The organism is Rhizobium sullae, assembly GCF_900169785.1.
Classification (GTDB): domain Bacteria; phylum Pseudomonadota; class Alphaproteobacteria; order Rhizobiales; family Rhizobiaceae; genus Rhizobium; species Rhizobium sullae.
The window spans coordinates 45,639-65,578 of the sequence record NZ_FWER01000027.1; the positions used below are offsets into that span (position 1 = coordinate 45,639).

Here is a 19,940-nt window from a genome sequence, read left to right on the forward strand (position 1 = left end):
TACGCCGCCGGTCCCGTGATCGGCAAGGTCAGTGTTGATGTCCTTCCGGCTCTTCCATCCGAAAGGAAAGGTCATCCACCTCGATCCCAGCCATCAGTTTTAACACGGCTTCGAACTCGTGCGGCTCGGCAGGAGCGACCGCACTGATCATCACATGATGATCAGTCGGGGAGGGAAGCAACGGCAGACGTTCGATTGCGCCGTTACCGCGATCGATCTCCACCACTGCCTGCAGGCCATGGATATGCTTTCCAACCGAAAGCCGGAAACGTTCGCCATCAGGAGTGTCGACAATCTCCAGCAAACCGATCGCCAATGGGGAACTGACGGTGAACGGCGCGGGGGCGTGGTGATGTCCGTTGCCCTGATTTTCAACGGGCGTCGCCGTTCCTGCGGTGTCGAGCTGGATCGTCGCGGTTCCGAGGGCCGGTAGATGGACGTTCAGCTCCTTACGGAGAGCGAGCACGACCGCATTGGCCTGGACAACCGACTTCGAACTATCGACGGCGATCGTCACATCGGCGTGAAGCTTGTGACCAAGCCAGCGGGCCTTGACGTCGATGAGGCGCTCGATACCGGCAACGTGTCCGGCGGCATGATGGATCTCGTCGGTGATCCCAGGTTCGACGCCGTCGAGGCTACGGGTGATGACCGAACGCGCCGACTGCCAGACGATACCGAAGATCGCGATGGTGATCAGCAGGCCGACGATCGGATCGGCGAGCGGGAAGCCCATCCAGACGCCGAACGCGCCGAGGACGACGGCAAGGCTGGTTAGGCCATCGGTTCGGGCATGGTAGCCGTCGGCGATGAGGGCCGCGCTGTTCATCTCGCGGCCGACCTTGATGCGGAAGATGGCGACCGCCTCGTTGCCGATGAAGCCGATGATGCCCGCGGCGCCCACGGCGAGAAGCTGCGTGATCGGCTGCGGGTTCATCAGGCGGTCGATGGCCTCGTAGCCCGCAACGATAGCGCTGAAGAGGATGATGAGGACGATCAGCATGCCTGCGAAGTCTTCGACCCGGCCGAGACCGTAGTTAAAAATTCTGGTCGGCTTGCGGCGGACCAGCGTGAAGGCGATCCAGAGCGGGATGGCCGTGGCGGCGTCGCCAATGTTATGGATCGTGTCGGCCAACAGGGCGACGCTTCCCGAAATGAAGACGACGACGAGCTGAAGTGCGGCAGTGATCGCCAGGATCACGAACGACCATTTGATCGCCCAGATACCACGCGCGGAAGATGCGATGCTCGGATCGACAACACCGTGTGTATGGCCATGGCCTCCGGCGTTGCTATGTGAGTGCGTGTGCGAGCCGTGGCCATGCCCGTAGGCGTGACCGGCGTGGCCGAAACCAAACCATTCCTTGATGCTGGCAAACATGGGAGACCTCTGATCAGACGTGTTTTCCTCCTATCCCCCCGGAGAGGATGCGTCAAGTTGGTTTCTTATGCGCGTCCATAGCACAACCAACGCAGATTCACGGCTCGACAATCGACGGACTGACAGTCAATGCGGGGGGCTGTGACGACATCCGGGGTCTTTTAACGCTCTTCAGGTGGCTTGAGGTGGCGGAACTGCAGCAGCAACAACAGGTCGTAGACGATCTTCAGCATGCCGCAGATGACGAGCGGCCAAGCGCGATAGGAGGCAGCAACGAGAGCACCCGCCAGGGCAGGACTGGCCGCCGCGGCAAGACTGCGCGGTACCGATGTGAAGCTCGCCGCCGCGGCGCGCTCCGCCTCGGTCACGACGGCCATCACGTAGGACGAGCGCGTCGGTACGTCCATTTGCGAGAGAGCGGCCCGGAGGAGCAACAAGGCGAGCGCCAGGGGCAAGTTGGGGGCGAAGGCCGCCAAGATCAGCATGACGCTCGACGGAATGTGGGTGAACACCATGGTGTTGATCAGCCCGATACGCCGCGAGAGCCAAGCGGCGACCGGGAAGGAAAACGCCGAAAGTACGCCGGACCAGAAGAAAAACATGCCCGCCGCCGCAAGCGATAGATCGAACCGTTCAAACAGCCACAGGGCTAGCAGAGACTGGACCACGAAACCGCCGGCAAAGGCATCGAGGCTGAACAGGCCCGCAAGTTTGAAGACAACGGCACGCGAAGGCCCGAGTGCCGACGCTTCGGCGGGCCCCATTGTAGGGCGTCGCGGTATGCGGGCATAGAAAAGACCGCCAGCTATTCCGACCAGAGCATAGAGCACGAACATCAGCTTGACGGCGGTCAATCTTTCGAGACCCACCAGCGCGGAGGAGTCCGGTATCGCTGCCGCGAGCGCGCCGACGGCGCTTGCAAGCGCACCAGTGAGGCTATAACGAGCGAACATCTTCGTCCGATCGACTGCGGTCACCTCGCGAGTGAGCGCCGCGTGCTCCAGCGGCACGAACACGCTCACGCTGCCGGCTGAAGGATTAATCGTACCGGCGAAGGCAATCACCAGCAGCGGTGCATAGTCGTGAACCATGGCCATGGCCACGCCCGTGGCCACCATAAGTCCGGTGGCAGCAAATAGCAGTTGGTGGAGATCGCGATGCGCACCGAGGAATCCGATCGCAATCGTCAAGAGTGCAGAACCGAACAGCGATGCCGTCGCGATGATGCCGACTTGCAGGGGCGAAAATCCGAGTTCGAGCAGATAAACCGGCAGTAAGATCGCCACAAAGCCGTCGCCGAAGTCGCGCAGAGCGCGTGCGGCGAAGAGACAGGTCGCGGGATTAAGTCCCGGTGCGATTTTTCCGTTCGGTTTTTGTCGTTCGCGCGGCGGCATCTCTTCAGGCGCCTAATAAGAAACGCCGTGAGATCACCGACTCGAGCCGCAAACTGGCATGTGTCCTTTGTTGCATGGTCTTCCGCAAGCCTCCGCTACCGGCTTTCCACTTCGAGGAACGCGGGTGCTTCTTCCGTGCTCTATTTGCTCCAAACTTCGTGGCAGTCTGCGAACTCGCCTCACGAGCCGGCGATGAGAATAGGGTCAGCCGGATTTTTGGATTCATTAACGGCTGCGATTTGCGTGGTTTGCGATGAACAAAACGACGCGGGCAACGTTTCCTCGACGCCCCAATATTCAAGAAAGGAAAAGAACATGGATTGGAACCGCGTCGAAGGCAACTGGAAACAGGCCAAAGGGAAGATCAAAGAGCAATGGGGCAAGCTGACTGACGACGACCTTGATCAGATCGCCGGTAAACGCGAGCAGCTTGAAGGCAAGATCCAGGAACGCTACGGCCTCGAAAAGGATCGCGTGCGTCGCGATATCGATGACTGGTATGCGCGCCAGACTTGGCATTGAACCTCCCGCACGGCAGTTGATGAGTGATGTTTCGAGTGTGATCGGCGATCGGCTCTTCCCGGTCGCCGGATTCTGCTGTCGCGTTGGCGACACTCTGGTGCGCGTATTGGGAAGCCTGCAGCCGGATCCGCTCTACCTCCGCCAAGCCAGTAAACGCTAAGGGTCCTTCCGGTGCAGAGCTCTTCGCATTGCTTGGATGCCCCCATCGAAGCATGCGAGAAGGCCGCGAACACGGCCTCCTCGCTATCGGAAATGGCTCAGGCGGCTTTCGTTGCCTTCAAATTCGCCGACGCCTGTGCAAGCTTCGTCAGCTTCTTATCGGTGGCTTCCTCTTCCGCGAGGCTCGCCTGAAGGAGTGGGACCGCGTCCTTCAAGCCAAGCTGCTTGGCCCAAGCGATAAGTGTGCCGTAGCGGGCGATCTCATAATGTTCGACGGCCTGGGCTGCGGAGATCAATCCTGCGTCAAGCGCGGGAGACCCCTTGAATTCTTCCATGATCTCCTCCCCTTCGGCGATAATGCCTTGGATGGCCTCGCAGGTCTTGCCGCGAGCGGGCTTGCCTACGATCTCGAACACTTGCATGAGACGCTCGACTTGGCTTTCGGTCTCGTCACGATGCTGCAGAAAGCCCGTTTTACCTTCCTCCGATTGCGTGGCGCGAGCCATCTTCGGCAATGCTTTCAGGATTTGCCTCTCTGCGAAGTAAATGTCCTTGAGGGTCTCTACGAACAGGTCGTTCAAAGTCTTCTCTGCCATTCTATCCTCCTGTGGTGGGATGATTTGTGGACTCTGAACGTGGGGCATCGCGGGTTGTTCCGATTAGCGGCCCAACAAGTCCGTTGGGCGCGAAAGACTCATTAGACAATTCCGAGACCACGAGGAGCGCTGGCCCGTTAGGCGGTTCACTCGACCGGAAAACGCAGCTGAGATGCCGGGGACCTGGCAGGGTTACTACCGGAATGATGGATGATGACGGTCGACGGCATCGTCATGCGCTTCCTTGTGATCGCTGCGGCATGCTTGACGAAGCCATCATCTTGGCCGGCCGCAGTTCTGCGATCGGTGTTTACGTGCGAGTAAGAAAAAGGTCCTCTTCCTCATCCCTTTGCCGACCTCCGAGTGCTGCGGCAGCAGAGGAGATAAAAGCACCAACAATGAGAGACAGGGCACCGAGCATCGCCGTTGTTGCCGCTGCCTTACGTGCCTCGTCTGCTGTTTTTTGCGCAGCGACCTTCGCGTCTTCCACACGCTTTAAGATTGCGTCGACTCGGGCCTTGGCGTCGGCCTCCGGCAGGGCGGTGCGCGATGCCACAATCGTTGCGAGGTAGTTTTTGTCCTCGTCTGGGATCCCGCCTTGAGCAGCACCTTGAAGAAGAATTCTCGACACCTCCGCTGCGGCCGCCCCGTCGTCGGTCGTGGCCTGCGCGCCGCTTCGATCGGGTCGAAGCAAGGCATCGGTGAAATAGGACGTCGAGAGATCGGTCGTGCGCGATTCTGCTGCTGCAAGAGTGCCGGCAAGGCTTGCGGTTGTCACGGCCTGGCTGACACCCTGAGCTCCGGCGCCCGCCAGCGCGGTCAAAGACGACGCTAGGAAACCGGCGACAAAAACCGTGGCGACTGCCCAGCTAATCAGACCGTGAGCGGTGTCGCGGAAGAAGACCTCGTCGCTGTGGACAGCGGTCCATTTCGTGCGGAGCCGGCCCGTGAGGTAGCCGCCCAGCGCCGCTGACAGCCACTGCACGACCACAAGCCAAATTGCAGCGGTGACGCCAATTGACCCTGCCGAAGCGCTCTGTCCCGTCCACGGGGAAACAGCCGTCAGCCCGACGCCCGAGCCAAGAAGCAGAAGGATCAGTGTAACGCCGGTGGCGGCAAAAGCGCCGCCGAAGATCGGTCCCCACGACATCGCGGATTTGGACGATTCAACCGGAGTGGCCACGACGCCCGTGTCTGTCATGGACATGGCAGACGCCTCCTATCGCATGAAAAGAACAAGGAGAATGACGATCGGCAGTGGAATGCCGAGAAGCCAGAGAAGAATGCCGCGACCCATGGCGTTGTCTCCGATCTTGGGCGTTGAAAAATATTCGAGAGACTTAACGCCGGTTGACGTTCGATGTTCCGGTCGCATTTGGGGTCTATCATTCGCGAATGATACTGCCGAGAAAGATCAGCCACTCGAAGTCACAATCCTCCGCAGCCTCCGCCCTTTAGGAGTCATTTTCTCTTCCGGCGGCTCGGGGAGTGGCGTTTCCGATAGCGGCGGGTGATGAACTTGTCGCCATCTTAATTCTAATGGTGTGCATGCGCTTCGCGCGCACGCCGCCTTCATTCGCGGCGCGGAATCCAGCCCATCCGGCAGTCGCCCGGTGGCCCGGCCGCCGATCGCGTCCAAAGCCGGCCGGGCCAATTCGGATAACCACCGTTCTGGCTATCGCGGCGTGACGTCGAAGCCGAACCACTTCTGAGACAGTCTGGTGACCGTGCCGTCGGCTTTTGCCGCGGCGATGGCATCGTTGAACAGCGCCTTCAGTTCCGGATCGGTCTTGCGCAGGCCCACCGAGCTGCCGCGTCCGAGAAGTCCGCCCTGGAAGCGCGGGCCGGTCACGACCATGTCCTCGTTTCCGGGCTTTGCCGCCGCAGTCGAAAGGTAGGCCATGGACGCGATGATGAGATCGACGCGCCCGGCCTTCAGGTCGAGATCGTGCTGTTCGGTAGTCTTATATTCCCTGATCTCGACGACGTCCCTGAGGTATTTGTCAAGAAAGGCCGCGCCAATGGAGGAACCCTGGACACCGATCGTCTTGCCCTGAAGGAGAGGCGTCAGCTGTTTTACAGCATCGGCTGCACCGGCTTCGTTGGTGGCGAGCGAAAATACCTCTCCCTTCAGCGGAAGCGTGGCGAGCGGGCTCGACTTGAGGGTCGCGAATGTCTGGCCCGTCGTGCCGTAAGAGTCGCTGAAATCGATCACTTCCTCGCGTTTTGCCGTTGCCGACATGCCGGAGATGATGGCATCGAACTTGCCGGCATTGAGCGCCGGGATCATGCCGTCGAAGGATTGAATGACAGTCGTGCATTCCACCTTCATGTGGGCGCACAGATATTTGCTGAGCTCGATTTCATAGCCGTCCAGAGTGCCGTCGGCATTGGTGAAGTTCCACGGGCGGAACTCGCCTTCGGTGGCGATCGTCATATGCGTCCATGTCTTGCCTTCTGCATGGGCGGCCGGCGAGGCGAACATGAGCGGCAGGACGCAAAGCGCCTTCAGAATTCCAGTCAGATATTTCATTGCAGTTCCCCTTTTTCGTTGTTTGGGTTTCGGACCGCTGTCATTTGCTGATGAACTGGCGGAAACGTTCGGATTTCGAGTTGGCAAACACCTCCTGCGGATGGCCGTCTTCTTCGACGACGCCCTTGTGCAGGAAGACGACCCGACTGGAGACATCTCGGGCAAAGCCCATCTCGTGGGTGACGACGAGCATGGTTCGTCCTTCCTCGGCCAGCGCCCGCATCACGCGCAGCACCTCGCCGACCAACTCCGGATCAAGCGCCGAAGTCGGCTCGTCGAAGAGCATGACCTTCGGCTGCATGGCGAGCGCGCGGGCGATCGCGGCGCGCTGCTGCTGGCCGCCGGAGAGATGGACGGGATAGTGGTTGCGCTTGTCTGATATGCCGACCTTGGCAAGCAACATCTCCGCCTCCGCGATGCATTCGGCGCGGGACCGGCGCTGCACGTGAACCGGAGCCTCGATGATGTTTTCGAGCACCGTCTTGTGGGACCAGAGATTGAAGCTCTGGAAGACCATGCCCAGGCGCGAGCGGATCCGGTCGACCTGCTTCCGATCCTCGGGATGGGCATGGCCCCTGGCATTGGTCCGCATGCGGATCGTTTCTCCGGCAACGGTGATTTCGCCGGAGCCCGGCGTTTCCAGAAGGTTGATGCAGCGCAGAAGCGTCGACTTGCCCGAGCCGGAAGAGCCGAGAATGGAGACGACTTCGCCTTCGCGAGCATCGAGCGAGATGCCCTTCAGCACTTCGACCGGCCCAAAGCTCTTGTGCAGGTTCCTGACGCTCAATGCCAGCGGCGCGGTTTTGGACACGGTGACGATCATGAGGCATCTCCTTCGATAGCCGTCGCTGCGGAGGCGGCCGGGACAGATGGCGGAGGCGCGCGCAGATGCGGGCTCAGCCGGTATTCCAAGAGCTGGATGAGGCGCGTCAGCAGGAAATTGATGGCGAGATAGATGGTGCCCGCGACGATGAAGACTTCGATTGCCCGGTAGGTCTCCGAGATGATCTTCGCGGCGACACCGGTGACTTCCATCAAAGTGATGATCGAGGCGAGCGACGTCGCCTTGACCATGGAGATCATCTCGTTGCCGTAGGCGGGTAACGCCTGGCGGATTGCAAGCGGCATGACGATGCGCCGAAAGAGCATCAGCTGCGGCATGCCGCAGGCTTTGGCCGCTTCGACCTGCCCGTGCGGCACGGAGAGCAGTCCGCCGCGGATGATTTCGCTGGCATAGGCGGCCGTGTTCAAGGTCAACGCCAGGACGGCGCACCAATACGGCTCGCGCAGCAGTGGCCAGAGCAGACTGTGGCGGACGGCCGGAAACTGGCCGAGGCCGTAATAGATCAGGAAGATCTGCACCAGGAGAGGCGTACCGCGGAAGACGAAGACGTAGAAACGAGCAAACCAGTCGAGGACGAGAATGCCGGAAAGGCGGGCGAGGGCCAGCCCGAGCGCCAGGATCGCGCCGAGCGCGATCGATGTGGCGGCAAGCTGCAGCGTCAGCGGGATTGCGGAGACGAGGCTGAGGAAAGTCTCGGTGGTGAAAGCCCAATCCATCAGCCCCTCCTGACGCCGCGGGAGAAATGCCGCTCGGCCTGGCGCATGAAGACGCCGGAGATCGTCGAAATCAGCAGGTAGATCGCCGCGGCGATCAGGTAGAAATCGAAGGGAAGGCCGGTCGATCCGGCACCCACCTGCGCCTGACGCAGCAGTTCGGCGACGCCCGTGATCGAGACCAACGCCGATTCCTTCAGAACGACCTGCCAGACATTGCCGAGGCCGGGCAGGGCGTGCCGCAGGGTGAGTGGCGCGACAATCCGCCTGAAGCGCATGAGGCGCGGCATTCCGCAGGCAATCGCCGCTTCGATCTCGCCGGGATGCACGGCTTTGAAGGCGCCACGAAAGACTTCGGTGTGCTGCGCGCCGGAGGTGATCCCGACGGCCAGCGCGCCGGCGAGAAAGCCCGGAAAGCCGATGAAACCTTCCGCGCCGAACAGCCTGCCGACCGTCGTCACCATGGCGCTGCCGCCAAAATAGAGGAGATAGATGACGAGAAGATCGGGAATGCCGCGCAATATCGTCGTATAAGCATCCGCCGCCGTTCTGACGGCAGTGCCGCCGGAGATCTTTGCCCAAGCGCCGAAGGTGCCGATCACTGCCCCGATCGCGTAGCCTGCCAGCGCGATCAGGATCGTCATCCATGCACCGGCAAGGAGCGCGTGGCCCCATCCGCCGGGACCAAAGCTGACGAGCTCCAGGATTCCGGGTTGGTTCATGGCCGGGCCGCGCTCTGCTGGGTGTCTAGAAAATCGAATGGCATATCCGTCATCCTGTCTTCAGGAAGGTGCCTGCCGGTGAAGCGTTCCGACCAGCCAGCTCATTCGGAGCGGGCGTTGCGGTCGGGTGCAGCATCCGGGAAGGCAGGCGCGATCAGTTCGTTTCGAAGTTCGGCGTGAGGTCGAGCTTGCTCCACTTCTCGGAGAGCGACTTGATCACGCCGTCCTTGGCAGCGGCCTTGATCGCATCGTCGAACTTTGCCTTCAGATCCGTTTCGCCCTTGCGCATGCCGAGTGCCACTTCGGTCGCCAGCATGGCGCCTTTGACGAGCGGGCCGGACATCATCAGATCGTCATTGCCGGGTTTGGCGAGGACGGATGTCGCATAGACGCCGCTGTCGAATCCTGCGTCGATGCGCCCGGCCTTCAGATCCAGATCGCGTTCGCCGGAATTCTTGTAAGCACGCACGGTGACGTCACTGCCGTAATAGGCGTTGATTAATTGTTCCTGACTGGTCGATTGCACGACGCCGACCGTCTTGCCCTTCAAGGCTTCGCCGATCTTTGCCATGACGGGATCGGCCTTGTCCTTGTCGTTGAGGTTCAGCCGCTCGCCGGCCATCGGCAACTCGGCTACGGGACCATCCTTAAGCAGCAGGAATGTGGCGACGCCGCTGGCATAGGGCACGGTGAAATCGACAACCTGCTTGCGCTTTTCATTGATGCCGAGCGTCATGATCAGATCGAACTTACCGGCATTAAGGCTGGGGATCATCGCCGTCCACTCGCCGGCGGTCAGTTCGCACTCGACCTTGGCGCGGGTGCAGAGATCGTTGATGAGATCGACGTCGAAGCCCGCGAGCTTGCCGCTGGAATCGATCATGTTCCAGGGCGGGAAAGCGCCCTCGATGCCGACCTTCACATGTGTCCAGTCCTTCGCATCGGCGCTCGCAGGGCCGAGGGAGAGAATTGCGGCCGCAACGGCGGCAAGGAATTTCGTTTTCACGGTCATCTTTGGTTCCCCTTGCATTGCCGCATCGTTGGCGGCGGATTGATCGGAGCGTTGGCAGCTCCTTTAAGGTTAAGGTTGAAGTGCTTCCCGTAATGCTTCGTTGGCTTGCCGCAGCGCGGAAGCGATGCGATTTCGTGTCTGCCGCGCGTGGACGGCATAAAAGGCGGTGTCCAGCGAGCCTGCGGGCAGCCGCGCAAGTTCATCGATCCCTTCCAGCGACGGCCAGGGTCGATGAGGCAGGGCGGGATCATGGTGAAAGCGCTCGCCGCTCGTATAGTTCAACGGCACGAGCTGCCGCGAAGCACGCAGGAGCGAGGCGTTGATGCGATCGGCAGTTTCGCCTGCCGCGCCGTCCGACAGCCGGGCGAGGGCAATTGCCTGCCGCGCGAGTTCAGAAGCACCATCCTTCAATGCCGATATATCCAGCCGGCCGTCGAGCGCCCTCTCGAGATGATCAAGTTCCGCCTGCAATGACGTGGCGTAAGCGGCGTAGTCATAGGGCAGGACCGTCGAAGTCAGCAGCCGCCATAGGACTTCGAGAACGATCCGCGTGTCCCGTTCGAGATTTTCCGGGTCGATGTGATCCATCGTGTCGTGGGGCGTATGCCACCACCACCCTAGCGCCGTCAGCATCTCGACCGGACCGGGAGGCTGGTGGCTCAGACTGCCGAACATGGAGGGAATGCCGACACCCCAGAAGGACTGATCGGCAGCGCGCCCATGACGCCTGCCGGCGTGCTTCTGTCCTGAGACCGCAGCGACAGCATCCGCGGCGACGGCCTTCAATTCATCGATGACAGCGGAGTTGGTGAGCACTGTCGCGCCCTCGCCACCGGTGGAATCGACGTTGACATGCGCGACGCAACGGCGTTCGAGTTCGTCGAAATACTCGTCGGCATACCAGGCCGATCCGGAATAGCGCCCGTGCGAATGGCCGGACCAGAAGCAGAGGCGAAGCCCCCTTCGCCATTCGCTTCGCGTTTCGGCGAGAACGTGTGCGGCTTCCAGCATCGTCGCGTTGGCTCCGCCATTGTCCATGACGCCGAAATGCCAGGTGTCGTGATGGCCGGAAAATAACACGAACGGCGCGTCGTCAGGACCGTTCTCCGCCGAGAGTTCCGCGACCAGCAGAGGCGTCTTGCGCCAGCCGGTATCTACTTCGGCCTCGAGGCGGGCGTGAACCCGCTCGCCGCCCGCCAGCCGGCGGCGCAAACGCTCGCCGTCCTCCTGACGAATGGAGCAGATCACAGTCGAGGGCAGTTTTGCGCGGGTATGCTGCGACGGGCTTCCCCAGACGGGCGAAACGCACATTTCATAGAGATGTTCGTTCGGGCTGACATGGATCTGGCCGATCGCGCCGGCCGCACTGGCAAGGGCTGCGACTTCCTCGGTCGCGATGCCGTCGACGAGAACGATCCTGCCGGTGACATCACGATCGGCGAAATGGGCTTCGCTGCCTTCGCCGACGTAAACGAGCTCGGCGGTGATGCCGGCGCTCGACACCGACATCGAGTGTGTGATGCAGGCTAGCGCCATGCCGTCGATTTCCACCTTCGCCCGCCCCGGTAGGCTGATGAAGGCGTCATGGGCAATCAGCCGGGTCCGATAGCCGGCTGCGTTCATTTCCGCCTGCAAGTATGCGAAGCTTTCGAGCTCCTCCGGCGTTCCCGACAGTTTCACGCGCCGCGAGAATTCGCGGATATGCGACACCAGGTGCGCTCGGTCGGGAAGGGGAGCGGTGCTAGGCATGGCTCTTCTCCGGTAGAGGCGGCTCAACGTCATCGGGAATCGGATTGACGAAAGCGATCCCCTCGAGGCGTCCCTGATGGTCCGCCTTGGCCGCCTCGATGAGTGCGGGATCGCAGATGAGATCGACGGCGGTGCTCGCCATCACCTTGGCTGCATGCTCCATGCCCTTGTGGGCGGCCGGAAGCTTTCCCTGGGCCACGAGCTGCCAGGAATGGCCCGGCGTGCCGATGGCATATGTGGCGCCGCGCATCTGCACGGTCGGCACCACCCAGCTGACGGTGCCGACATCCGTGGAGCCGACGATCGTTCCGTCGCCGCTTTCCGGCGGGAAGATCCCGTCGCAGAGCGCCACACCCTTCTTCGGGTTCAGTCCGAACCGGCCATAGGATGCGGAAATATCTTCCACCGAAAAGGTTTCCTGGAATTTCCGGGCCGTCTCGTGATCGGTGGCGTCGAAGGGCGGCGGGCCGAGGCGCTGGAGATGCTTGTGCATCAGCTCTTCGAGCGGGGTATTGCCGACGAGGTTGGCGTCGCCGCTGAGCACTTCGCTGCGCACCGTGGTTTCGGTCATCAGTGCAGCGCCTTCCGCCAGCTTTTTTACACGGGCGACGAGGCTCAGCAGTTCGGGAAGGCTTCGCGCACGCACGAGGTAGCGCACGGTCGCCCGAGCCTGCACCACATTCGGCGCGGCACCGCCGGCATCGGTGATCGCATAATGGATGCGCGCGGTCGAAGGCATGTGTTCACGTAGGTAGTTGGCGCCAACATTCATCAGCTCCACCGCGTCAAGCGCGCTGCGTCCAAGATGCGGGGTTGCCGAGGCATGCGAGGCACGGCCGGTGAAATGGAAATTAATTTCGTTGCAGGCGAGCGAGATCGGATTGTTGACACCGGCAAAGGATGCCGGATGCCAGGAGATGGCGATATCGACATCGTCGAAGACGCCGGAACGAACCATGAAGCCTTTCGACGATCCGCCTTCCTCGGCGGGGCACCCGTAGTAGCGCACCCGGCCCTTCAGGCCGTTCGCCGCCAGAAAATCCTTGACGGCTGAGGCTGCAAGCATCGACCCCGCGCCGAGCAGGTTATGGCCGCAGCCATGGCCGTTGCCGCTTTTTTCGATTGGCCTCTCCTCGGCGATGCCCGCCTCCTGGCTGAGGCCGGGAAGTGCGTCGAATTCGCCGAGGATGGCAATCACCGGCCCGCCTTCGCCGGCCTCACCCATGACCGCGGTTGGCAGTCCGGCAATGCCACGCTCAACGCGAAAGCCCTCTTCTTCCAGAAGGCGCGCATGCTCAGCCGAGGAGCGGAACTCCTCGTAATTCGTTTCCGGCATGCCCCAGACGCGATCGCTGAGCCCGACGAAGGCGTCGCGTTTCGTTTCGACAATATTCCAGATGGCGTCGGAGTTTTTCATAGTGCTATAAGGATCCGCGTGCATGGTCACCAAAATTGGCGCCAATTTATGATTCAAAAATCAATTGCGCAATAGATAGGCTTGAATATTTTTTGATCATCTCTGTTCGCGCGGGATCGGAAACGGAAGACAGGCCCGGCTAAGCGGCCTGCTGAATGATGGGAGAGTGAAATGAATGACAGCCAGCTAAAGCCTGTTGCCGAGGGAGAAGAGAAAGACGTTACCGATTTCATTCTTCAGGACATTCTGACCGGAGTGCTGGCACCCGGCACGTGGCTTAAGCAAATCGATCTGGAGCGTCGCTACGAATGCACGCGGCCGGAAGTGCGCCGGGCGCTCGACAGGCTGGCGCAGAAGCGGCTGGTCGAGCATGTGCCGAACCGCGGTTATCATGTCTACGAGCCCGACGGCCGCCGCGCCAGGGAGGTCAGCGAAATTCGTATCATCCTGGAGACCGGCGTCGCCGATCGGATCATTTCGAACGCCTCCGCAGAAAGCATTGCGAGATTGCAGATGCTTGCAAAAGCCTTCGACGACATGATCCTTTTCGGCACGATGTTGGAGCTCTACGAAGCCAATCTCGCGTTCCATCGGGAATTGCTGGCACTGAGCGGCAACCAGGAACTCGTGGATCTTGTCACGGAGATACGCCAGCGCACCTCATCTGCTCCCGTTTCACAGTGGCGAACCCGCGCCCGCATAGAACAGTCGGGAAATGAGCATCACCTGATGCTAGAGGCCATCAAGAACGGCGACGTGGAGGAGCTGAAGAACCTGACGAGAAAACATATAATGCAAGGCTGATAGAGGACACCTTGGAGATATGGTGAGCGCGACGAACAGCCGACCGGTCTCTTGCCGAGGCAGACGGGGAGATATCGCAGGTCATATAAGGCCCCATATCGTTTGGAACATCCGTCGCGATGCCGCCCGAACTACGACATATCCATCGGGTAGGCCGACCAGACTGGCGACGGGATCGCACGTCACCACGACCTTGTGGTCAACGTCCAACGACGAGATCAGTTTCACAGCCCATGTGACATTGAAGCCCGGCGATGACCGGGCGGCCGTCAGGCGCGAGATCGAAAAGGTTCTAAAAGAACGCTTCGGAATTCATCACACGACGATACAGGTCGAGAGCGAAGCAGAGACCCACGAAGGGGCAATCTTTCATCGATAACGTTAACGGGGGAATGGAAACCACCCGGCGGCGAAATCTATCAGAGCGGTGATGACTACTCTTAGCCTTCCGAGGGTGAGGCAAACCGCTCGGCGTCGAAACGTTCAGTGGCGGCGACAGGGATTATGTTCGCACCGGATGCTGCATCAGGATTTTGCTGAACCGTGCGGCGGGAAACGCGAGGCGCTCTCATGCCAATCACCGCGCCCGGAGGGTGCAGCGCCCAATTCATCAGCGCTGCATCTGAAATCGATCCGAATAGATCTGCCTTTTCCCTGGAGGTAGCCATTGGCAGGGAGGCGATGATCGCGCCTTCTTTTGAGCCGGGACGTGCGGCAGCGAAAGGCTTGAAGCCGGTATTGGTCGCCGATGCAGATGAGCGTCTATCCGGAAGCACGCCGACTGGGCCAATCGAAGCAGTCTCCAGCTTGGCATCGGCACCCGCGTAGCCCCGTAAGTCGGATGGCCGCATCGCCGGTATCGGGATCGGGAAAGATGAAAGATCCAGTGAGGACCTTTCGTCGTCCCGTTCGGCCGCGTTGGTCTGCAAAGCAAGCACATTCAATGCGCGGCTTCGCGGCGTGGGCAGGAGCGCCGTCACGAGGCTCCTGTCTGTGGCGTCGCGGCTTGAGGTGGCTGACGCTCCTGCGTCATCGTCTTCTCCAGCGGCGCTGGCAATCTGGATGGAGGAGGGGCCGGCGCGCTTCTTATAGTTCGCAACCGCCTGGTTATATCCCGGCAGCGGCCGGCCGTCGGCTGGAAGATGCACCGTCTGCCCGTTCGGGAATATCCGAGCGAGTTCCTGCCGAGACATGCGGGGCCATGCCCGGACGTTGCCGACGTCGAGATGCACGAAGGGCGATCCCGAGGTCGGATAATATCCGACGCCGCCGACCTGCATCTGCATTGCAAGCGCACGCAGCGTCGAAAGCTTCACGCCGGGAACATAGAAGTCCATCGCCTTGCCAAGCATGTGCTGGCTCTTCTTGGCAACGCCCGTGCTACGCGAACGGTTGCGGAGCATGTTGTTGGTAGCCGGAGACCGGTAGGCGGAGACAATGTGGATATAGTCCTTCGCGCCGCTGCGCTTGTACACTTCCCAGACCAGGTCAAGCAGCCGGGGATCCATGCGGGTAGGTTCGTTCCTTCGCCAGTCGCGCAGAAACCGATTTATCTGGGACAGCCCCTTTGGATCGAACCTTCCGTCGCGCTTGTAGGTAATCGTGGCCCTTTCGCCCGTATGGGTAAAGAACAGCTTCAACGTACGATCTTCGGCAGAGGCAAAAGATGCAGAACCGATAAGCGCAGCGAGCGCAAGCAGAGCCGGCAGAATGGTCTGGGCGGCGAGCCGTACCACACGCGACAGGAGTACAGCAATCCCGCCGCCTAAGGCTCCACCCGAGAGCTCTCTCACTGGATATTTCGACACGAACAAACCCGTCCCATACAAAACGCTCGACGACGTGCGGGAACGTCCGCATCCATCGCGCTCAATGAAACCACTTTATGGTCAACAAAGTCCTAATAGTGCGAGCAGATCGTGAAGGGTTCCAGCGGGGCCGGTCACGCTCATTCGCTTCGATGCCTCGTGCTTGGGCAGCAGCTGACGCTCCCGCGCAGTTGAATTTGCTGATTACCTCATCGACGTTAAGTTCGTGATCAGGCCTGCTTTAACTTCGAGCACCGGTCGATTGACCTCCGGATGGCCTATGTCCCTCAACTGATCGAGCGTCAACTCTGCCAGTGCCTTCCGTTCCGCGACGGTCCGCCGCCACACCACGAGGGCAGTGACGATCGTTGCTACGCTATTCGGCTTGGATCCAAACAACTGCTTTTCCGACGCGCTGCCGACAGCGTGAGTTTCCGTGTGAACCATTTTCAGTCTCCCATTTTTGAGATTTGCGGATGGGAGAGTGCCACGGGGCTATTTTCTGACCGTTCGGCTATCCGTGAACCAAAAGTAAAAGTTCGACAGCCGCCGCTAAATCGGTGTTAAATCTATTCGCAGAAATGCTGTTTTGCCTTGGCGGTCAAAGTCTGGAGAGGATCAGTGCGGATCAGGTTGCTGGGCGGCCTTGAAGTTACTTCTCCGGAACTCCGGCAAATCCGCTTTGCCACGCGCAAGACTTCGCTTCTTTTTGCTGCCTTGGTCCTCGGAGGCCGCCGCGGCTATCGTCGGGAACAGCTTTGTGAAGCCTTCTGGCCGGGACGAAGCAATGGGCAGGCCCGCAGTAGTTTGCGGCAAGCGCTGGTCGATATCAGGCGGTCGTTCCCGGCCGACAAGGATGCCGGCGTCTACATCGATGGAGATCAGAATGCCGTCGTGTTGATTGCCGGTCCGGATGAAGCGGATATTTCCATCTTCGACCGGAAACTGGGGGACGGCCGGCCCGCAGATCTCGCCTTCGCTGCGGATCTTTATCGCGGTGAGTTGCTTGCAGGGGAATCCATTCCGGACGGACTGGATGAATGGTTCGGACCCTACCAGGGCATGTATCAACGGAAGGCGCAGCAGCTGGTGGAGCGGCTGAGCCTTGCGCTTTCCGAGCCTGGCTCCGCCGAAGAATCAGCCTGCGAAGGGCTCGCGGAGAGGCTGCTTGCCTCGGATCCGACCGTGGAGGCCGCCCATCGCGCATTGATCCGGATCCACGTTCTCAGGGGTCACGAAAACGCGGCCTTGCGCCAGGTGGAGTCCTGTCGGGCTCTCCTGCAGAAGCATCTAGGTGCCGAACCCGAGGCGCAGACGGCCTCCCTAGCGCCTTCGCTGCAATCACGGGCGAGACCCGAATATCAGCGGATCACACCGGGACCTTACGTCGTTTCTCAGCCGCAGGTCTTCTCAGCTTCGACGAAGCATCACGATCGGCCGTCGGTTGCGGTGTTGCCGTTTCAGAATCTAAGCGGCGATATGGAGCAGGAATATTTTGCCGACGGCATAGTGGAAGACATCATCATCGCCCTGGCGCAATTTCGACACCTGTACGTCATCGCACGGAATTCGAGCTTCGCGTACAAAGGACAGGCCGTCGATATAAAGCAGGTCGGGCGCGAGCTGGACGTACGCTATGTGGTTGAGGGAAGCGTGCGCCGGACCGGTGACCGCCTGCGCATTGCCGGGCAGCTCATCGACACCTCGACGGGTGCACACCTTTGGGCCGATCGTTTCGACGGAACTGTGGCGAATGTATTCGATCTTCAAGATCAGGTCGCATCAAGTATCGTGGGCGCAATAACACCGAGACTAGAGGAGGCTGAGATTGAGCGCGCCAAACGCAAACCGACAGAGAGCCTCGACGCTTACGACTACTATCTTCGCGGCCTGGCGGCCTTTGATCGGACGATTACGAGTCGATCAGTCATTGACGATGCTTTGCGGCTCTTCATGAAGGCAGTTGACCATGATCCCGAGTTCGCAATCGCTTACGCGCGGGCGGCCCGGTGCTACGCGACCCGAAAGAGCAACGGCTGGATGGTCAATCCCGCAAAGGAGATTGCCGAAGCTACTCGACTGGCCAGGAGAGCGGTTGAACTCGGCAGGGATGATGCGATTGCGCTCTCCTACGGTGGATACGTCCTCGGTTATGTAGACGGTGATCTTGACGAGAGTGCCGCTTGTATCGATCGAGCACTCTTACTCAACCCGAACTTGGCCGCTGCTTTGGGCGTGAGCAGCTGGGTGAAGGCTTGCCTGGGCGAACCGGAAATGGCCGTCGAACACGCCGCGCTTGCCATGCGCCTGAGCCCATTTGATCCACGCCTGTTCGCTTGGCAGTTCAATACCGGGCTCGCTCATTTTTGTGCTGGCCGCTATGATGAGGCTGTCGCCTGGGCGGGGAAGTCGTTGCGGCACCAGCCGAACTACCCGAGCGCGATGCGTGTCGTGGCGGCGGGGAATGCCTTGGCAGGGCGGCTTGCAGAAGCACAGGACATGATCGCTCGTATATGCGAACTCGATCCGGCGCTCCGGCTTTCGAATCTTGTCGATGTGCTACCACCGTTCCGGCGACTGGACGATCGTGATCGCTACATCGAGGCTCTTTGGAAGGCCGGACTGCCCGAGTAACGCCGCAGCGGCGCGACGCGAGATCTTCACGGACAAATCGCTTGCACACGTAGCCTTCTTAAAAAATGCCATCATCGGGTATATTTTGATATCAAAGTCATCGCTTCCAACAGGGCCCATTTGCCTCCCACAAGACACACTTCGCCCGTCGATCGCATCAATTTAGGAAGGCGTATGATGTTGTAGGTGAAGCTGAAGTTTGCCTCCACCTTGTCCAGTCCGCGCACCTGGAGCTCCGCTAGGCCGGCCGTCGTCTTGACACCAAATATTTCCTCGATCTGCTTGCGGCAGCGAAGGCTGATCGCATACCGGTCTGCAACGTGGTTTGAGAGTCGATTGGCGTCCGTGCAGTGGCGGACGACAATCTGGACCTCCTAGCGAAGGCAGGAACCACTGATAATTCGGCGCGAGTTTTTAAATCCCTGATCCGTCGAGGTGGTGGTCGTCGTCGCCTTCCCAGGGTGAGGGCATCGAGGTGCGACTGAGGTTGGCCGAGGGCATCGGCATCCAACACTTCAATTCCGGTTCGGCATATTCGATGATCTGCCCGGGCGAGGAATCAGACGCGCGCCAGCCTTCTCCCCCAAACTGATCGCCATTCGACCAATACGCGAGGTCAACTTCTGCCGGACCCTGTTCGGACGGGCGGATTGTGACCAGGATCCGACTACCGTCCTTCGGTGCGCTTGCCATATGGCGCCAGCGGTCTGGCTTGTCCATCGTTTTTCCTCCTGCCTTGCTACACGTTGCGAATGTCGCCTCGCCAGCGAAAGCGGTCAACTCAAACTTTGCACAACCCATCCTCTATCGATGTCCGATCAGGGATCAAACCACGGTCGGTGGCAGCCGGGAACGATGTTCGCGAGTTGCGAGAATTCCTTGCGAAGGGGCCGCCGAGCCTCAGTCAACGGCTCCGGCATCTTGATCGCGAAGGCTTGGAAGGCCGCAGGACGATCCCGAAGGTGAGGATGTCTTTGAGGATCATTGCCGGACGTTTCTCTCGCAGCCACATTCAACTGACTGGCGAAACCACGGGCGATTGCCGCATGCGCATGCGGCAGCAGCAATTGCTCTACAGCGGCAGCAATCGTTCTGGCGCAGCCCCAGATCGGTTTCGCTAGATCATTACAGGACACGCCAGCAGTGAGTGTGTCGCCGATCGCTAAAGACTTCACCAGCTTGACGGCGCTTCCCGTCCAGGAAGCGTAAGCCACCCTGGATCTAGCACCAAGATAGAACAAAGGAGTTTTCAAAGATGAACCAGATGATCAACAACACTCAGGAGGCAAGCATGAAACTGGACAACACCTCACATCCCGGTAAACCGGGCTCTGGCGAACTGGTTCCGTCGCGCTACGCGGTGCGGATCGGCGAGATTGACGTGCTGGTGGTCAGCGATGGAGTACTGCCGCTCCCAACCGTGATGTTGGGCCACAACGCCGACCCGGCCGCCCGGGCCGCCTGGCTGGGCGACATGTTCCTGCCGCCGGACGCCTTCGACTGGGCGCTGAACGTGGTCGTCGTGCGCAGCGGCGGGCAGACCATACTCATCGACGCTGGGCTGGGACTCGACCCGGACTTGAACCTGCCGCGGGCCGGGCAGTTGATAAAGCGACTGGAGGCCGCCGGCATTAATCTTGCATCCGTGACCG

The 19,940-nt window shown here is 60.4% G+C and carries 19 protein-coding genes and 1 pseudogene; 5 read left to right on the top strand and 15 right to left on the bottom strand.

Translation table 11 applies throughout. The features are described 5' to 3' along the window. Positions 1 to 28 precede the first annotated feature (28 nt). The gene (locus BN1800_RS22810) at positions 29 to 1,381 is read right to left on the bottom strand and encodes a cation diffusion facilitator family transporter (protein WP_087001321.1); all 1,353 of its coding nucleotides are present in this window, start codon (positions 1,379 to 1,381) and stop codon (positions 29 to 31) included. Positions 1,382 to 1,542: 161 nt separating this feature from the next. Then, positions 1,543 to 2,775 (bottom strand): MFS transporter, encoded by a 1,233-nt coding sequence (locus tag BN1800_RS22815; RefSeq protein ID WP_087001322.1) that lies wholly within the window; start codon positions 2,773 to 2,775, stop codon positions 1,543 to 1,545. A 315-nt stretch (positions 2,776 to 3,090) separates the two neighbouring features. Between BN1800_RS22815 and BN1800_RS22820 the strand changes: the two genes are divergently transcribed. After that, on the top strand, positions 3,091 to 3,297 hold the full coding sequence (locus BN1800_RS22820; protein ID WP_087001323.1) for a CsbD family protein: 207 nt from the start codon (positions 3,091 to 3,093) through the stop codon (positions 3,295 to 3,297). A 257-nt stretch (positions 3,298 to 3,554) separates the two neighbouring features. Here the strand turns inward: BN1800_RS22820 and BN1800_RS22825 are convergent, their stop codons facing one another. From BN1800_RS22825 to BN1800_RS22865, 9 genes are all read right to left on the bottom strand, one after another. Continuing rightward, the gene (locus BN1800_RS22825) at positions 3,555 to 4,052 is read right to left on the bottom strand and encodes a YciE/YciF ferroxidase family protein (protein ID WP_087001324.1); all 498 of its coding nucleotides are present in this window, start codon (positions 4,050 to 4,052) and stop codon (positions 3,555 to 3,557) included. Positions 4,053 to 4,362: 310 nt separating this feature from the next. Beyond that, positions 4,363 to 5,253, bottom strand: coding sequence for a hypothetical protein (locus BN1800_RS22830; RefSeq protein WP_087001338.1), 891 nt, complete (start codon positions 5,251 to 5,253; stop codon positions 4,363 to 4,365). Between the two features lie 474 nt (positions 5,254 to 5,727). Beyond that, a complete protein-coding gene (locus tag BN1800_RS22835; protein WP_087001325.1) occupies positions 5,728 to 6,585 on the bottom strand; it encodes a transporter substrate-binding domain-containing protein in 858 nt (285 codons plus the stop codon). Positions 6,586 to 6,625: 40 nt separating this feature from the next. Continuing rightward, positions 6,626 to 7,408, bottom strand: coding sequence for an ABC transporter ATP-binding protein (locus tag BN1800_RS22840; RefSeq protein WP_027512717.1), 783 nt, complete (start codon positions 7,406 to 7,408; stop codon positions 6,626 to 6,628). Then, a complete protein-coding gene (locus BN1800_RS22845) occupies positions 7,405 to 8,145 on the bottom strand; it encodes an ABC transporter permease (RefSeq protein WP_087001326.1) in 741 nt (246 codons plus the stop codon). The genes BN1800_RS22840 and BN1800_RS22845 overlap by 4 nt, the downstream gene beginning before the upstream one ends. Beyond that, on the bottom strand, positions 8,145 to 8,864 hold the full coding sequence (locus tag BN1800_RS22850; protein WP_087001327.1) for an ABC transporter permease: 720 nt from the start codon (positions 8,862 to 8,864) through the stop codon (positions 8,145 to 8,147). Before BN1800_RS22850 ends, BN1800_RS22845 begins: the two co-directional genes overlap by 1 nt. Before the next feature lie 154 nt (positions 8,865 to 9,018). Beyond that, on the bottom strand, positions 9,019 to 9,876 hold the full coding sequence (locus BN1800_RS22855; protein WP_244564604.1) for a transporter substrate-binding domain-containing protein: 858 nt from the start codon (positions 9,874 to 9,876) through the stop codon (positions 9,019 to 9,021). A gap of 69 nt (positions 9,877 to 9,945) precedes the next feature. Continuing rightward, on the bottom strand, positions 9,946 to 11,625 hold the full coding sequence (locus BN1800_RS22860; RefSeq protein ID WP_087001328.1) for a M28 family peptidase: 1,680 nt from the start codon (positions 11,623 to 11,625) through the stop codon (positions 9,946 to 9,948). Next, positions 11,618 to 13,042: a M20 family metallopeptidase gene (locus BN1800_RS22865; protein ID WP_087001329.1), complete on the bottom strand. Its 1,425-nt coding sequence runs from the start codon at positions 13,040 to 13,042 to the stop codon at positions 11,618 to 11,620. Before BN1800_RS22865 ends, BN1800_RS22860 begins: the two co-directional genes overlap by 8 nt. Positions 13,043 to 13,213: 171 nt before the next feature. Here BN1800_RS22865 and BN1800_RS22870 point away from each other — a divergent pair, with 171 nt between their 5' ends. Together BN1800_RS22870 and BN1800_RS44415 are read left to right on the top strand one after the other, a co-directional pair. Then, on the top strand, positions 13,214 to 13,846 hold the full coding sequence (locus BN1800_RS22870) for a GntR family transcriptional regulator (protein WP_087001330.1): 633 nt from the start codon (positions 13,214 to 13,216) through the stop codon (positions 13,844 to 13,846). Positions 13,847 to 13,865: 19 nt separating this feature from the next. After that, on the top strand, positions 13,866 to 14,225 hold the full coding sequence (locus BN1800_RS44415; protein WP_483251926.1) for a cation transporter dimerization domain-containing protein: 360 nt from the start codon (positions 13,866 to 13,868) through the stop codon (positions 14,223 to 14,225). A 61-nt stretch (positions 14,226 to 14,286) separates the two neighbouring features. Here the strand turns inward: BN1800_RS44415 and BN1800_RS22880 are convergent, their stop codons facing one another. Both BN1800_RS22880 and BN1800_RS22885 read right to left on the bottom strand, forming a co-directional pair. Then, positions 14,287 to 15,660: a peptidoglycan L,D-endopeptidase MepK gene (locus BN1800_RS22880; protein WP_087001331.1), complete on the bottom strand. Its 1,374-nt coding sequence runs from the start codon at positions 15,658 to 15,660 to the stop codon at positions 14,287 to 14,289. A gap of 198 nt (positions 15,661 to 15,858) precedes the next feature. Then, entirely contained in the window at positions 15,859 to 16,101 is a 243-nt protein-coding gene (locus BN1800_RS22885; RefSeq protein ID WP_087001332.1) for a DUF1127 domain-containing protein, read from the bottom strand. 174 nt (positions 16,102 to 16,275) lie between these two features. On the opposite strand from BN1800_RS22885, the gene BN1800_RS22890 reads away from it, so the two are divergent. Next, the gene (locus tag BN1800_RS22890; RefSeq protein WP_087001333.1) at positions 16,276 to 18,288 is read left to right on the top strand and encodes a BTAD domain-containing putative transcriptional regulator; all 2,013 of its coding nucleotides are present in this window, start codon (positions 16,276 to 16,278) and stop codon (positions 18,286 to 18,288) included. A 71-nt stretch (positions 18,289 to 18,359) separates the two neighbouring features. Here BN1800_RS22890 and BN1800_RS22895 read toward each other — a convergent pair. Together BN1800_RS22895 and BN1800_RS22900 are read right to left on the bottom strand one after the other, a co-directional pair. Then, positions 18,360 to 18,596, bottom strand: a pseudogene (locus BN1800_RS22895) (hypothetical protein); the annotation flags it as partial. A gap of 106 nt (positions 18,597 to 18,702) precedes the next feature. Continuing rightward, positions 18,703 to 19,008 (bottom strand): hypothetical protein, encoded by a 306-nt coding sequence (locus BN1800_RS22900; RefSeq protein ID WP_027512728.1) that lies wholly within the window; start codon positions 19,006 to 19,008, stop codon positions 18,703 to 18,705. 535 nt (positions 19,009 to 19,543) lie between these two features. On the opposite strand from BN1800_RS22900, the gene BN1800_RS22910 reads away from it, so the two are divergent. Further along, positions 19,544 to 19,940 (top strand): MBL fold metallo-hydrolase (locus BN1800_RS22910; protein WP_483251927.1); only part of this gene is annotated, 397 nt, incomplete at its 3' end.

What these genes read in the sequence shown, in the direction of transcription:
- BN1800_RS22810 (WP_087001321.1), bottom strand. Translation starts at nt 1,381, where the DNA reads ATGTTTGCCAGCATCAAGGAATGGTTTGGTTTCGGCCACGCCGGTCAC.
- BN1800_RS22815 (WP_087001322.1), bottom strand. Translation starts at nt 2,775, where the DNA reads ATGCCGCCGCGCGAACGACAAAAACCGAACGGAAAAATCGCACCGGGA.
- BN1800_RS22820 (WP_087001323.1), top strand. Translation starts at nt 3,091, where the DNA reads ATGGATTGGAACCGCGTCGAAGGCAACTGGAAACAGGCCAAAGGGAAG.
- BN1800_RS22825 (WP_087001324.1), bottom strand. Translation starts at nt 4,052, where the DNA reads ATGGCAGAGAAGACTTTGAACGACCTGTTCGTAGAGACCCTCAAGGAC.
- BN1800_RS22830 (WP_087001338.1), bottom strand. Translation starts at nt 5,253, where the DNA reads ATGACAGACACGGGCGTCGTGGCCACTCCGGTTGAATCGTCCAAATCC.
- BN1800_RS22835 (WP_087001325.1), bottom strand. Translation starts at nt 6,585, where the DNA reads ATGAAATATCTGACTGGAATTCTGAAGGCGCTTTGCGTCCTGCCGCTC.
- BN1800_RS22840 (WP_027512717.1), bottom strand. Translation starts at nt 7,408, where the DNA reads ATGATCGTCACCGTGTCCAAAACCGCGCCGCTGGCATTGAGCGTCAGG.
- BN1800_RS22845 (WP_087001326.1), bottom strand. Translation starts at nt 8,145, where the DNA reads ATGGATTGGGCTTTCACCACCGAGACTTTCCTCAGCCTCGTCTCCGCA.
- BN1800_RS22850 (WP_087001327.1), bottom strand. Translation starts at nt 8,864, where the DNA reads ATGAACCAACCCGGAATCCTGGAGCTCGTCAGCTTTGGTCCCGGCGGA.
- BN1800_RS22855 (WP_244564604.1), bottom strand. Translation starts at nt 9,876, where the DNA reads ATGACCGTGAAAACGAAATTCCTTGCCGCCGTTGCGGCCGCAATTCTC.
- BN1800_RS22860 (WP_087001328.1), bottom strand. Translation starts at nt 11,625, where the DNA reads ATGCCTAGCACCGCTCCCCTTCCCGACCGAGCGCACCTGGTGTCGCAT.
- BN1800_RS22865 (WP_087001329.1), bottom strand. Translation starts at nt 13,042, where the DNA reads ATGAAAAACTCCGACGCCATCTGGAATATTGTCGAAACGAAACGCGAC.
- BN1800_RS22870 (WP_087001330.1), top strand. Translation starts at nt 13,214, where the DNA reads ATGAATGACAGCCAGCTAAAGCCTGTTGCCGAGGGAGAAGAGAAAGAC.
- BN1800_RS44415 (WP_483251926.1), top strand. Translation starts at nt 13,866, where the DNA reads ATGGTGAGCGCGACGAACAGCCGACCGGTCTCTTGCCGAGGCAGACGG.
- BN1800_RS22885 (WP_087001332.1), bottom strand. Translation starts at nt 16,101, where the DNA reads ATGGTTCACACGGAAACTCACGCTGTCGGCAGCGCGTCGGAAAAGCAG.
- BN1800_RS22900 (WP_027512728.1), bottom strand. Translation starts at nt 19,008, where the DNA reads ATGGACAAGCCAGACCGCTGGCGCCATATGGCAAGCGCACCGAAGGAC.